This is a genomic window from Acinetobacter sp. TW_SC_4 (genome assembly GCF_054861205.1).
In genome coordinates this window covers 2,890,644-2,903,493 of record NZ_CM142174.1, presented here as the reverse complement: position 1 = coordinate 2,903,493, position 12,850 = coordinate 2,890,644, and the positions used below count along the sequence as shown (strand labels likewise).

Annotated in this window: 7 protein-coding genes; 3 read left to right on the top strand and 4 right to left on the bottom strand. The window is 47.1% G+C overall.

The window, feature by feature from the left end; genetic code table 11:
• The 3 genes from ACWM1W_RS14155 to ACWM1W_RS14145 all read right to left on the bottom strand — a co-directional run bounded on the left by ACWM1W_RS14155 (position 1) and on the right by ACWM1W_RS14145 (position 2,638).
• Positions 1-714, bottom strand: coding sequence for a ubiquinone biosynthesis accessory factor UbiJ (locus ACWM1W_RS14155; RefSeq protein WP_004781719.1), 714 nt, complete (start codon positions 712-714; stop codon positions 1-3).
• A gap of 14 nt (positions 715-728) precedes the next feature.
• On the bottom strand, positions 729-1,673 hold the full coding sequence (gene ubiE / locus ACWM1W_RS14150; RefSeq protein WP_004781720.1) for a bifunctional demethylmenaquinone methyltransferase/2-methoxy-6-polyprenyl-1,4-benzoquinol methylase UbiE: 945 nt from the start codon (positions 1,671-1,673) through the stop codon (positions 729-731).
• Positions 1,674-1,933: 260 nt separating this feature from the next.
• The gene (locus ACWM1W_RS14145; RefSeq protein WP_104426682.1) at positions 1,934-2,638 is read right to left on the bottom strand and encodes an FFLEELY motif protein; all 705 of its coding nucleotides are present in this window, start codon (positions 2,636-2,638) and stop codon (positions 1,934-1,936) included.
• Between the two features lie 206 nt (positions 2,639-2,844).
• On the opposite strand from ACWM1W_RS14145, the gene pap reads away from it, so the two are divergent.
• Positions 2,845-4,266, top strand: coding sequence for a polyphosphate:AMP phosphotransferase (gene pap, locus ACWM1W_RS14140; RefSeq protein WP_125278809.1), 1,422 nt, complete (start codon positions 2,845-2,847; stop codon positions 4,264-4,266).
• A gap of 48 nt (positions 4,267-4,314) precedes the next feature.
• On the opposite strand, the gene ACWM1W_RS14135 is transcribed toward pap, so the two are convergent.
• Positions 4,315-4,818 (bottom strand): hypothetical protein, encoded by a 504-nt coding sequence (locus ACWM1W_RS14135; protein WP_004781723.1) that lies wholly within the window; start codon positions 4,816-4,818, stop codon positions 4,315-4,317.
• A 177-nt stretch (positions 4,819-4,995) separates the two neighbouring features.
• Between ACWM1W_RS14135 and ACWM1W_RS14130 the strand changes: the two genes are divergently transcribed.
• Both ACWM1W_RS14130 and ACWM1W_RS14125 read left to right on the top strand, forming a co-directional pair.
• Positions 4,996-8,706, top strand: a complete 3,711-nt coding sequence (locus tag ACWM1W_RS14130; RefSeq protein ID WP_340833991.1) for an exodeoxyribonuclease V subunit gamma — start codon at positions 4,996-4,998, stop codon at positions 8,704-8,706.
• Entirely contained in the window at positions 8,706-12,830 is a 4,125-nt protein-coding gene (locus ACWM1W_RS14125) for a UvrD-helicase domain-containing protein (protein WP_448765243.1), read from the top strand. Before ACWM1W_RS14130 ends, ACWM1W_RS14125 begins: the two co-directional genes overlap by 1 nt.
• Positions 12,831-12,850 lie beyond the last annotated feature (20 nt).

Below are 12,850 nucleotides of genomic sequence, written 5' to 3'. Positions count from 1 at the left end.
CTAGTATTGAGAAGGAATATGAGGTGTAGCAGGAGTAAATGGCTGATCAGTAGAATCGTCAGATTCAATCTGTGCCTGAAGCTGACGGATTTTGGCTTCAACGCGATCCAAATTCTGGTTCAGGATACGAGTATCCTGATTCAGGTCATCCATTTGCCAGCGCGGGGCAAAGAGACCACTATCTTCTTTCAGAGCATCTTCAGCAAAAAATAACTGGCTTTGTAAAGTGCGTTTTAAATGCTTCGGAGCCAGCTGCAACTTGCCAATTTCATGTGCCAGAGCAGGGCCAATCCAGGGACTTAAATGCGCCGCCAGATCAGGTTCCGCTTGCTGCATGATGCGCTGGATTTCTTGCAGAAGTTTATAGTCACCTTGCAATGGAATATTGCCGACTTCATCAGCAAGCAGCAGCTTGAGCAGCTCTACGACATTATTCACCTGTAGTGTCGCCGTTGCTTCAGGAGTTTGAACATTATTGGCTTCATAAGGGCGCTGTTCAAATATCGAAGAGTCTTCAGTATGACCGCTTGGCGTTGGCTCCAGACGAACCTTGCCTTCATCAAAGAAGACATCGACGGACAGCTGCGGTGAAGTAATGACCACTCGCAGCATTTTTCCAGCCAAAGCATTGAGCTGAATGCGGGTAATCGCATCCAGATCAATCATATGATGAATCAGGCGTTCAACAGCACCGAGTGCGAGAAGTGACCACATATCGGGTACGACCCTTAAAGTTTGAAGCCACGGTGAACGGCAACGATACCGCCGGTCAGATTGTGATAATCACAGTTCTGGAAGCCAGCATTTTCCATCATACCTTTTAAAGTACGCTGGTCTGGATGCATACGGATTGATTCAGCCAGGTATTTATAGCTTTCCGAGTCATTCGCCACGATTTTACCCATGATTGGCAAAGCGGTGAATGAATACAGATCATACAGTTTTGAGAATGGCTCAAAAACTGGTTTAGAGAATTCCAGAATCAGTAAACGACCGCCTGGTTTAAGCACGCGATACATGGCTGCCAGTGCTGCATCTTTATCGGTCACGTTACGCAGACCAAAAGAAATCGTTACCAGGTCAAAGCTGTTGTCGGCAAATGGTTCTAGAGTTTCTGCATTCGCCAGAACGAAATCAACATTGGTACAGCCGGCATCAATCAGACGGTCACGGCCAACATTCAGCATGGATTCGTTAATATCAGACAGTACTACATGACCGGTAGGGCCCACTTCACGGCTAAATACTTTGGCCAGGTCACCTGTACCGCCCGCAATATCCAGCACATGCTGGCCACGGCGCACGCCTGACATATTAATCGCAAAACGTTTCCATAGACGGTGAATACCGAATGACATCAGGTCATTCATGATGTCGTATTTGCTGGCTACCGAATGGAATACTTCAGCCACTTTCTGGGCTTTTTCATCACTGCTCACGGTCTTGTAGCCGAAGTGTGTAGTTGGACCGACGTTACCGGTATTGGCACCGCGTGGCAGGTTATATTTAGGGACAGTTCCAGTCACAGGCGTATCGGTCAGGCGTTGTTCTAGAGATTGTTGCTGACCTTGTGGAGCGCCTTGCGGAAGCGGAGTGGTTAAGAATGGGCTCATTTTGTCTGTCTGTTGTGCCGACTCGGGTGTAGGGGTAGGCGTTTGATTTTCATTCGACATTGGAGTCACTCCTAACATATCAATCGGGTTAATCTTGCATTGCCTGCATAATGACAGATTCTTGGATGTTATTCAGCAATCATGATGCAATTGTTATGAATAATATACAGAAAAATAGGAATATGGGCGGAAATCTTCACCGCCAGTGATCGAATAATTCATATGATTTATCACTGGCAATGTCCTGCCATACAAACCCGAAAATATCAGGATCAGGCAGGACCGCAAGCCTTCCTCATCATGGATGGGAAAGGAGTGTATTATTGGAATGGTGTTGGATCGCCTGAATGCACCTTATCAATAATGCCACGTTCAATCGCAGTAAAGTCATGCACGAATTTTTCTGCCGATTTTAAGGGTTTCATGGCCTGGAAACCGTCCTGCATAAACTCATACATCACCTGAAAATGATATTTATTGGCTGCACCTTTACACATCTTGAATGCCGTATAAACCACAAAGGAACGCATATATTTATCCAGGCTGACACCCAGCTGATCCAGCAATGCCAGCTGTTTCAAGCGTGCTTCACCCTGATCCAGTTTTAGATAGGTCACACGCATCATTTCATCGGTCAGTGGTGCGTTGGCAGGATAATCCTCTAAAAGCTGGATTGCGACCTGTTCATCCAGTTGTACCGCCAGAATCGCCAGCTCGACGCCTGAGGTTCCGGTTTTCAGGGCATTTTCCGGAATCATTTTTTCTGCTTTATGCGCATATTTCATCAGTCGGGCAATCTGCTCGGCCAGTGCGTCAAAGTCCGGGCCACCGTAGAGCCGGTTCAGGAAATATTCGGCCATCAGCTGGTTATTTTTTTCAGAAAAATGCTGATGATGGCTACGCTGCATCCGTGCCTTTTGCCATGCCTGCACATCCTGTAAACGGCTTAAAATTTCAGGCTGAGTGTGATACTTCAGCTGATAATACTGTTCTAAGAGTTCATCTAATCGGGCAAGTTTGGACATGTATTTTCAAATATGATTTTTCGATCTCAGAATCTTAGAGGGTGTGGAGCAATCTCGCTATGACAAATTGATCAATGATTCCTTATTTGAATGTCAATTTGCTGTTTAAACAGACAATCTAATCGTGTGAAAAACGTTGCTAACGCTATTTTTGCCTTCAGACTCCTCGCTATACTGTCCACAAGAATAAAAGATGAGGGATCTCCATGCGTACAGAAGAACAAATTTTCCAGTTAATGGATGAAGACGAACTATCCCTTGCGCTGATCAATGCCCAGTATGATCTGAGAAAAACACAAGGTCAGAAAAATGGCAAAAGCCTGATTGTTCTGGTCAATGGAATTGAGCTGGCAGGTAAGGGCGAAGCAGTCAAACAGTTACGTGAATGGGTAGATCCTCGTTATTTGCAGGTGAAGGCCGATCAGCCGCAAGTATTAGGAGAAAAACAGACCTTCTGGCAACCTTATACACGGTTTATTCCTGCCCAGGGCCAGATCATGGTCTTGTTTGGTAACTGGTACAGCGATCTGCTGAGAACCACGATGCAAACCGGCGCCATTGATGATGCCCAGTTTGATGCCTATCTGGAAGATATGCGTGTCTTTGAGCAGGATCTAAAAAATAACTATGTTGATGTGGTCAAGGTCTGGTTCGACTTGCCCTGGAAAGTGCTACAAAAACGCCTGGATCAGATTGATCCGAGTGAAATGCAATGGCACAAACTGCATGGCCTGGACTGGCGCGACAAAAAAAAGTACGACACCGTGCAGCGTTTGCGAGAGCGGTTTACTAAAGACGAAGACTGGCTGATCATTGATGGGGAAGATGAAAAACAGCGTGACCAGCAGTTTGCACAACATATTTTGCAATCTTTAAAACATTGTCCGAATCATCCGGTTCGAGCCAAGGGACAATGGAAGCAAGCCAAAATTCCGGAATTATTGCAGCATCCTTCGCAAGAGCTTGCCAAGACAGAGGACTATAAGGCGGAACTGAAAAAACTGTCTCCTCAGGTGGCCAAGGCGCTGCGCTCAGACCCACGCAATGTGATTTTACTGTTTGAAGGGATGGATGCAGCAGGCAAGGGTGGAGCGATCAAGCGGATTGTGAAAAAGCTGGACCCCCGTGAATATGAAATCCAGACCATCGGGGCGCCGGAAAAATATGAACTGAATCGTCCTTATTTATGGCGTTTCTGGAACAAGCTGCAGACCGATGATGATATCTGTATTTTTGACCGCTCCTGGTATGGTCGGGTGCTGGTAGAACGGGTAGAAGGCTTTGCCAGCCCGGCAGAATGGCAGCGGGCCTATGATGAAATTAACCGATTTGAACAGAGCCTGATTAACCATCAAACCGTGATTATCAAATTCTGGCTGGCGATTTCCCAGGAAGAACAGGCCGCCCGTTTCAAGGCGCGTGAAGATACTCCGCATAAGCGCTTTAAAATCACCGATGAAGACTGGCGTAACCGGGAACGTTGGGATGATTATTTAAAAGCGGCAGCTGACATGTTTGAACGTACATCGACAGAACAGGCGCCATGGCACATTATCGCCACTGATGATAAAAACACCGCTCGGGTTGAAATTTTAAAAACAATTTTAAAGCAGCTTCAGGCAGATTAATCTGCCTGAATTTTGAAAAGTTTGGGGATAAAAAATGGGACGGGAAATTTATTTGCTTTGAGCAATCTGTTTTTGCTGAATATTTTTTGCAGTACGATAGCAATCTTCCACATGCGCTTCAGCAATTTTCTTCATGACAAAATAACCGAGGCTCGCGGCTACCAGTTGACCACCCAGCGGAATGAATTTTGTGACTTGCTTTGTGATCACTTTCGCTGCAACATTGTTCAAAGATTTTTTGACTGCTGTACGTGCTACTACCAGACCGGAAAACTCGATTCCGCGTTTACGCAGTTCATTCCAGTGCACCTGCTTGGTTGCAGGATCAAATACACTGATCTGTTCAGGGGCCAGACCAAAGCGGGCATTGATCTCCGGGATCAGTTGCGACAGAATGCCGACATCAATGACCACGTCCAGAAATGGTACCGGAATCACAGCTGCTCCGGCAGAATAATAGGCACGTTTTTTGGTTAGCTCTAAGCACTCGTTGCGAATTCTGTCTAAATCTAAACTTGGATCGATACGATCTGGAATTTTGTCTAATTTCATGGGCATTACCTAAAGCTAGATGTTGTTTTTTCTGCTCAAACATCAATAAGATGCTTTTTTCAAAGAACTTTTTTGACTGAAGTATGAGTTTTAAAGTGACATAGACAGTTCGGTAAGTATAGTAAATAATCTTTATCATTTTGTAGTACTGCTCCATCTCATTTTTCAGGGGAAACGATGGCAATTCATGTTATTCAGAGTCAACGCATTGATGTGCTTTTGGATAGTATGCTGCGTATCGTCAACCAGAGCGCAAAAAATCCCTTGGCTGTGTTACAGCCGCGGCATTTTATTGTGCCATCTCCTGCAGTCGAGGCCTGGCTGACCCAAAAAATTGCCGAGAAAAAGGGCATCAGTGCCAATACCCAGTTTCATCATCGGATCCGTGCCTTTCAGTGGACTTCCTATCAGTGGGTGCTGAATAATCCCAAAGAAGTCGAACAGGTTCGTGAAGCCAATATTCCCCGAATTATTATTAAATGGCGGGTATTTCAGGCATTACGTAAATGCATTTTGCCTGAGCAGATTCCATTAGAGATCGATCATCCACTGTATTCGATTATCAAACGGATTTATGACAGCGCAGATCGTCTAGAACAGGGCATAGAGAAGCAGCTGAAAAAACAAAGCATGCTGTACTGGGTATCCGAACAGGTCTCGCGCCTGTTTAGCCATTATATGGATTACCGTGGTTATTGCGCGCGGAATTGCCCACCACAGGAATGTCGTTGTCCCACTAACTGGCTGGCGTCCTGGGGGCAGGATATTGCGCTCGATGTTGAGCATATGATCTATATTCCTAAAGATGAAAATGGCCATGAAATTCCGGTGGCAGACTTCGTCAAGATTCAGGCACGCGAACTGGAAGCCTGGCAGCGCTGGTTGTGGCAGCATGTCTTTCAGGATGGTTATGCCAAGATTCTGGACATCGAACAGATGTACTGGGAACGTCTGGAAAATGAAGATACTCAGGTACAGGCTTTAAAACGTTTGCCAGAACAGGTCGTGGTCTTTACCTTGCTAGAATTGCCACCGAGTCAGCTGGATTTCTTGCGCCGTCTCGGTCAATACATCGATATTTATATTTTCCACTTTAACCCGTCACAGGAATACTGGGCCGATAGTGTCGATCCAGACTGGAAAGCACGTTATGACCTTGGCGTGCAGGAACGTTTCATCAGGAAATTTGAAAAATCTCAGGGACGTTTGCCGACTGATACCGAAATCCAGCATTTCTTTGCAGCCTTTCAGTTGAACTTTAATGCCGAAGACCGAGAATCGCGTCATCCCTTGCTGACCCGCTTTGGCAAGCAGGCACGTGATCATTTCTCGTTATTGTCCAAACTGTCTTCAGGTGAAGAAGGTCTCTGGGCCGATGCTTTCGTGGATGAATATCAGGATAAGTTACTGGCCAAAATCCAGTCGGATATTTTGTACCTGCTGGAACTGGAAAAACACCAGTATCCGCTCAAACCCGACGATGATTCGGTACAGATTCATGTCTGTCATTCCTCACTGCGCCAGCTGGAAGTCTTAAAAGAACAGATGATTCACTGGCTGGCCCAAGGCACGGAAGATGCCCCACGTCAGCCGAGCGATATTCTGGTGCTGGCCCCGAACCTGAAAGAGCTGGAGCCGGCGATCCGGAGTGTCTTTGCACCACCACCGCGAGAACGGGAAGGCCATAGCCAGCGTCTGCAAAAAGACAACCTATATCTGCCAATCCAGATTGCCGGGGTGTCCCGACTCGATGTCAGCAATGCCTGGCGCGCGGTACTGGGCCGGATTCAGCTGGTGCATCGACGTTTCAGTATCGAAGATTTTGCCGACTGGCTCAGCCTGAATGCGACCCAGCAACTATATGCGCTGGACTACGCGCAAGTTGAGCGCATGTTGCAGTTACTGGGCGAAGCGGGCTTTAAACGCGGTCTGGATCAGCAGCATTTACAGCAAAGCCTGACTGCCGGTGATGAAGACTACCGCTTCAGTTTTAAGTTTGCGCTGGATCGGCTGGCACTCGGGCTTGCAGTTCCGGAACATGCCCTGTTTCAGGATACCTTAAGCTATGCTCGGGTCTTGAGTAGTGATTTTCCTCTCATTTCGACTCTGATCCAGATTTATCAGGATCTGGTACAGCGCCGTGACTGGCTGATTTTGCATGAACAGGGACAACGTACCCCGGTAAAAACCTGGCTGGAATATCTGCGTGAAGACTTGAATGAGTTCCGTGAAGCCGGGGTTGAGTCCTTAAAGACGGTCGCAGAAATCATTGACAAGCAGATGCGGATGCTGACGTTGGCCGATTACCATGATCAGGATGATCCGCAGGCCAGCCAGGAGCTGGTCGCCTTAAGTCTGCCATTGCCTTATGTACTGGAAGAAATTCAGAATACGTTGGAGATGCAGCTGGATCAGGCCGAGCCGACCGGACAAATTACCTTTAGTCAAATCGGCCAGATCCGTCCGTTGCCGTATAAGCTGGTGGTGATGCTGAATCTGGATACCGGTAAATTTCCGAGCCGGAATCAGCAGGTGCCATTTGACCTGATGAACAGTCTGAAGCCGCAGTTAGGGGATCGTTCCCGTCTGGATGATGACCAAGGCGCTTTTCTGGATGCATTGCTACTGGCACAGGACAATTTATGGCTGTTCTATAATGGCTTTGATGTTGATGATGGTGAAGCGCGTGATCCATCCACTTCATTGCAGGAACTGATCCAGCATATTGCCTTGATTTGCCAGTCAGACCAGCCCGATGCTGAAGTCGATGAAACGGTTGAGATGAATGGTTTGAGCGTGGCCAAGCATATCCGTCAGCTCTATCATGTGCATCCACTACAGCCGTTCGATCCGATCGGTTATGTGGAATCTCATACTCCACGTTATCAGACCCAGTGGTTTGCTGTAGCAGAATATATTCGCAGTGCAGAGGGCAAGCGCAGCAGCTGGATCAATGCCCATTATCCGGCCTTGATGCAGAAAGAAATCCGGGTGCTGAAAGGGGATGAGTGGATTCGTGACATGATTTTCCCGGCACGTCTATTCCTGAAAAGTATCGGTGTTTACAGTGTGAGATATGCCGATCTGCCAAGTTCACGAGAACCCTTATTGCTGAATAAACTGGAACAGTATCAGGTCCGTGATTTCCTATTACAACAGGATCAAGAGATTGAGCCACAGCTGATGTTGGACTGCTTACCGGTCGGAAAAACTCAGGAAGCGACCTGGCTCAGCAGTCAGCAGGAACAGCAATCGCTAAAAGAACGTTTATTGCAGCTGAATAAAGAGCTGACACCTGTAACGCAGCAAACCTGGCAATATAATCCTGAGTTGCTAATCCATATTACCTTGCCGCAAGTGTCGTACAGCAGTTATTGGCTCAGCATGCAGTCTTCCTCCGCTTCGGAAAAACGTCGGGCACAGGTCTGGCTGGAATATCTGCTCTGGCTGGCCTATCTGAATAATGATGAACTGTCGCCGCAGCTGGAACGGATTGTCATTTTCAGTAATAAAACCCTGAAATTCTCCGGGCTGCGTTCTAGTCAGGCACGTCATCATTTACAGGCTTGGTTGAAAGCCTGGGAAATCGGACAGACCCAGCCGCTGGTATTGCCTGCCGAATTGCTGATGAAAAAGGCCTGGGAATGGACCGAAAATGAACAGGGACAGATCACCATTGCCGAGATGCAGGAACTGCTAAAGGCCTGGAACAACAGCTATGAAAGTGCCAAGCCTTTGGCCAGCGATGAATCCAGCCAGTTACATCAGGACTGGCAGTTTATTTTGCAGGATCAGGACCCGGATCTGGCCTTGCAACGCTGTTGCCATGATTTTGCCCATGCGTTATATGCACCGATTCATGAACATCTGGAATGGATAAAAGAATAATGACCATGTTACCCAACCAGAACAAAAAGATTTCAACCAATCCGATTCAGGACATGCGCTTTAGCGGCCTGCACTGGATTGAAGCTTCCGCGGGGACCGGTAAAACCTATACCTTATCCAGTTTGATGGTACGGATTTTTCTGGATCAGTATTATCCGCATCAGGTGATTGCCACAACCTTTACCCGTAAGGCTACAGCTGAACTGAAAAACCGGGTACGTCTCAGAGTCGAGGAAACGCTGGCCTTCATTCAGCGTCATCAGGAGCTGAATTCGGTCAAAATCACCGCCAAAATCCAGACTGAATCGGATCCACTATTTCAGCAGGTATTAAAAGATTATGGCTCACGCATGGATTATGCCCGGCGCCGTTTACGTCTGGTACTGAACCAGCTAGATGAGCTGTTTGTCGGGACACTGGACAGCTTTAGCCAGAAATTATTACGTGAATTTGCTTTTGAAAGCGGCAAGATTGAACGGGCTGAACTGACTGAAGATCAGGATCTGTATATCCAGCAGCTGATTCATGATGTGTTGCGGGAATGGATCCAGCAGCAGCCGCAATATATGATCAATCATCTATATCTGCAAAACCTGTTGAAACCAGTAGAACATTATACTGGACTAGTTCGTGATGCTCTAAATTTCCGTGTGCAATACTTTCAGAAGGTAGAAAAAGTCGAATGGGATCTGACTGAACTAGAGCACTGCATTCAGCGTCTGTTCGATGTACATGAACATGAAATTAAGATCATTCGGGAGTATTGCCAGAATTCTCCCAAGTATTTTCATAAGAGTTTTTTCACCAGATTAAGCGATGTGTGTGAAAACTTTATGACCTGGATAGCGGCACTGAAAACCAAAGGCGCGATGAGCTTTTTTGATCCAGAACTGCATGCGATCTTATTAAATCTGTGTTATTTGCGCCGCAAGAAAACCGATTTTCAACCGGTCTCAATGAAGCAAGTATTTAACAAAAGCTGTCCGGAAGCAGAGCAGCAGCAGATTCTGCAACATAGCCTGATTCAGGCCATTGATGGATTGTGCGAAGTCAAAGAGAAGATGGATGCACAGTTGAAGCAGCTGACCACCTATCTTGAATATCATATTATTCGCAGTGTGCAGAACCGTCTGCCGCAAACCTTGCAAAAACAGGGTGAAACCACATTTTCCCAACAGATTCGAACCTTGGCTGAAGCTTTACAGGGACAGCAAGGTCAACGCTTTGCCCAGTTTGTACAGGCACGCTATCCACTCATTCTGGTGGATGAATTTCAGGATACCAACCAGGATCAGGATGATCTGCTGGCTAAAATCTGGCGTGATCCGAATCGAGTCAAAGCCGGTTGTATGATCATGGTGGGTGATCCGAAACAGGCGATTTACGGTTTCCGTGGCGGTGACATGCTGACCTATAACAAGGCGCGTGCCGATGTGCTGCAAAAGCAGGGCCGTGAATATACTCTGATCCAGAACCATCGCTCGGTAAAGCCTTTAGTCGAGGTGGTGGACGCGTTGTTTCAACGCCAGATGGATTTTGGTGAACAGGTGCATTACACCCTGATTCAGGCGGGGAGCCGGCCACATCCGGATTTAATCGATAAAACGCTGAGTAATCCGCATCCACTACGCTGGATTCAGCTCGGTGAACAGGACGTTGAAGCCGATCAGGTGGTCTGGAAAATCCGCCAGTTATTGAATCAGTCTGAACAGCAGCAACTGTATTTCCAGCAGGGTGACAATGTTCGGCACTTAAAAGCGGATGATATTGCAGTCCTGAGTTTTGGCCATTATGCGCTGGAACAGGTCAAGCAGCGTCTGCAACGTATGGGTATTCCCTGTTATAAGGAATCCAAGCAGAGCATCTTTGCCAGCCCGGTGGCTCAGGATGTTGCAGCTGTTCTGACCGCGATCATGGAGCCTTTTAATGAAGCCAAAGTCAAACGTGCCTTATTGACCCGTTTATTGGGCTTTAACCTGAAAAAGTTAATCGAACTGCAAGAGCAGAGCGAAGGTCTGAGCCGTTATATTGCAGACTTTGATGCTATCCGGGAAATGTGGTTTGAAAAAGGGTTTCTGACGGCCTGGAATTATGCTTTAAATCTGTTTCAGGTCTGGACCAATCTGGTTGCAAGCCAGAGTCTGGACAATGAACGGGTGGTGGTGAATTTACGTCACCTGACCGAGATTCTGTGCCAGCAAAGTGAATATTATCAGGGTGCTCAAAAGCTGTATCACTGGTATCTGCGTCAATTGCAATCACCTTCCGGCAAGGACAATGAAAAAGAGCGCAAACTCTCCGGCGATCATGGGGTGCAACTGCTGACCATCCATGCTTCCAAGGGACTGGAATTCAAAGTCGTGTTCCTGTTGGGTGCCGATGCGCCTTTTGATGTAAATAAGGGGAATCTGAACTTTTCCCTGTCAGCTGCGGAAAATGTACTGGAACAATCCCGGGTAATTGCAGTTAATCATAAGGACTTGCATGAGCAGGCGATTTTGCAAAATGCGGCCCGGAATGCCGCAGAAAATCACCGGCTTTGGTATGTGGCACTGACCCGGGCCAGTCACCGGGTTTATGCCATGCTGCAAGATCAGAGCGGACAAGCGGATTCAGGTCTGGCGTTCTGGCGTGGACAAGGTGAGGCGGCCTTTCAGCATGCCCTAAGTCTGCTGGAACAACCTCTGGCTTCTGAGCCGCCTAGAATTGTGGCAAAACAGACAGAAGCACCGTTACAGATGCAGGCTCATCCTTTACCGGAGCGACAGTTCTATCCACGGACTAAAACCAGCTTTACCGCGCTGTCACAGCATCTCCCGCATCAGGCGATATTGCAGGATGATCTGGTCATCGCTTCTGAACGTCCGGACAGTGCCGCAGATGAAATGAATCTGCTGGAACTGGAACAGCAATCAGCCGGTCAGCCACTGGACTGGATCAAGCTGAATTTCCCAAAAGGCACGGTAGCCGGAACCTTCCTGCACAGTATTTTTGAGCATATCGATTTTCAGGATCGCAGCTACTGGAATCTGGAAATCCGTCGTCGTTTTAAAAATACGGCGCCACAAATCTGGCAGGAACTGAAAGAGAAATTTCATCAGGCCTTTCATATTCGTCCATTGTTACAGCAGGCATTTACCCCGGGCTATCAGACGGCCTGTGTGAATTTACAGACCCTGTTCAGTCAGGTGGCCCGTCAAGGTCAAATGCAGCCGGAGAAATTGCAGCAGAGTATGCAAAAAGTACTCTCCAGCCTGAATTATAAAATCCTGACCGGAATTCGCCTGCATGATCAGAGTGAAGCTTATCGTCAGGAATGGCAGCAGTTTTTCCGTTCCGCTCAAACATTCGATCACTCTGAATGGTTGAACTTCTTAGGGCAGTTTCAACGCTATGTTACAGAACTGGATGATGAGCCTTTTATCCAGTTTTTCGAACAGGAAATGGCGCAGATGACGCCTGCTGAGACAGCAGCACAACTGGATGTAGAAACCGTTTTTCAGCAGGCATTCGATCATTTCATTGATGAGATGATTGAAGATCTTCTGCTCAATCGGGTTCATGACTGGCTCAAAGAAATTCTGGCTGCACCCCTACAGGCAGAGTTCAGCCTGGAGCAGTTGCAGCAAGGTACTTATTTGTCTGAATTCCCGTTTTACCTGTCTTTAACCGATGTGCCGTTACAGATTCGTCAGATCCAGCAACTGTTTGCCGAGCATGATATTCTCATGCCTGATTTTAATGAGGCAAAATCAGCACGCTATCTGACCGGTTCTATCGATTTGGTTTATTTTGATGGCCAGCGCTATCATATTGCCGATTATAAAAGCAATTTTCTCGGGCCGGATCAGCAGCATTACACGGCCGAAGCCATCCAGCAGAATATGACTCACTCCAGTTACTGGCTGCAAGCGGCATTATATCTGGTGGCACTGCATCGTTATCTAAGCGTGAACATGCAGGGATATGACATGCAGCAGCATCTAGGTGGAGCGACTTATCTGTATCTGCGCGGTATGAATGGTCAGGCTGAACAAGGCGCTTATCACTGGCAGTCTAGTCTGGAATTTATTCTAAAACTGGATGAAATTCTGGGCTATTTTGAGCAGAAAAAATCAGCATAATTTTGATGATTTATAAAATT

Excerpts from the sequence above, each read along its gene's own strand:
- pap (WP_125278809.1), top strand. The coding sequence starts at position 2,845 with ATGCGTACAGAAGAACAAATTTTCCAGTTAATGGATGAAGACGAACTA.
- ubiE (WP_004781720.1), bottom strand. The coding sequence starts at position 1,673 with ATGTCGAATGAAAATCAAACGCCTACCCCTACACCCGAGTCGGCACAA.
- ACWM1W_RS14145 (WP_104426682.1), bottom strand. The coding sequence starts at position 2,638 with ATGTCCAAACTTGCCCGATTAGATGAACTCTTAGAACAGTATTATCAG.
- ACWM1W_RS14155 (WP_004781719.1), bottom strand. The coding sequence starts at position 714 with ATGTGGTCACTTCTCGCACTCGGTGCTGTTGAACGCCTGATTCATCAT.
- ACWM1W_RS14135 (WP_004781723.1), bottom strand. The coding sequence starts at position 4,818 with ATGAAATTAGACAAAATTCCAGATCGTATCGATCCAAGTTTAGATTTA.
- ACWM1W_RS14130 (WP_340833991.1), top strand. The coding sequence starts at position 4,996 with ATGGCAATTCATGTTATTCAGAGTCAACGCATTGATGTGCTTTTGGAT.
- ACWM1W_RS14125 (WP_448765243.1), top strand. The coding sequence starts at position 8,706 with ATGACCATGTTACCCAACCAGAACAAAAAGATTTCAACCAATCCGATT.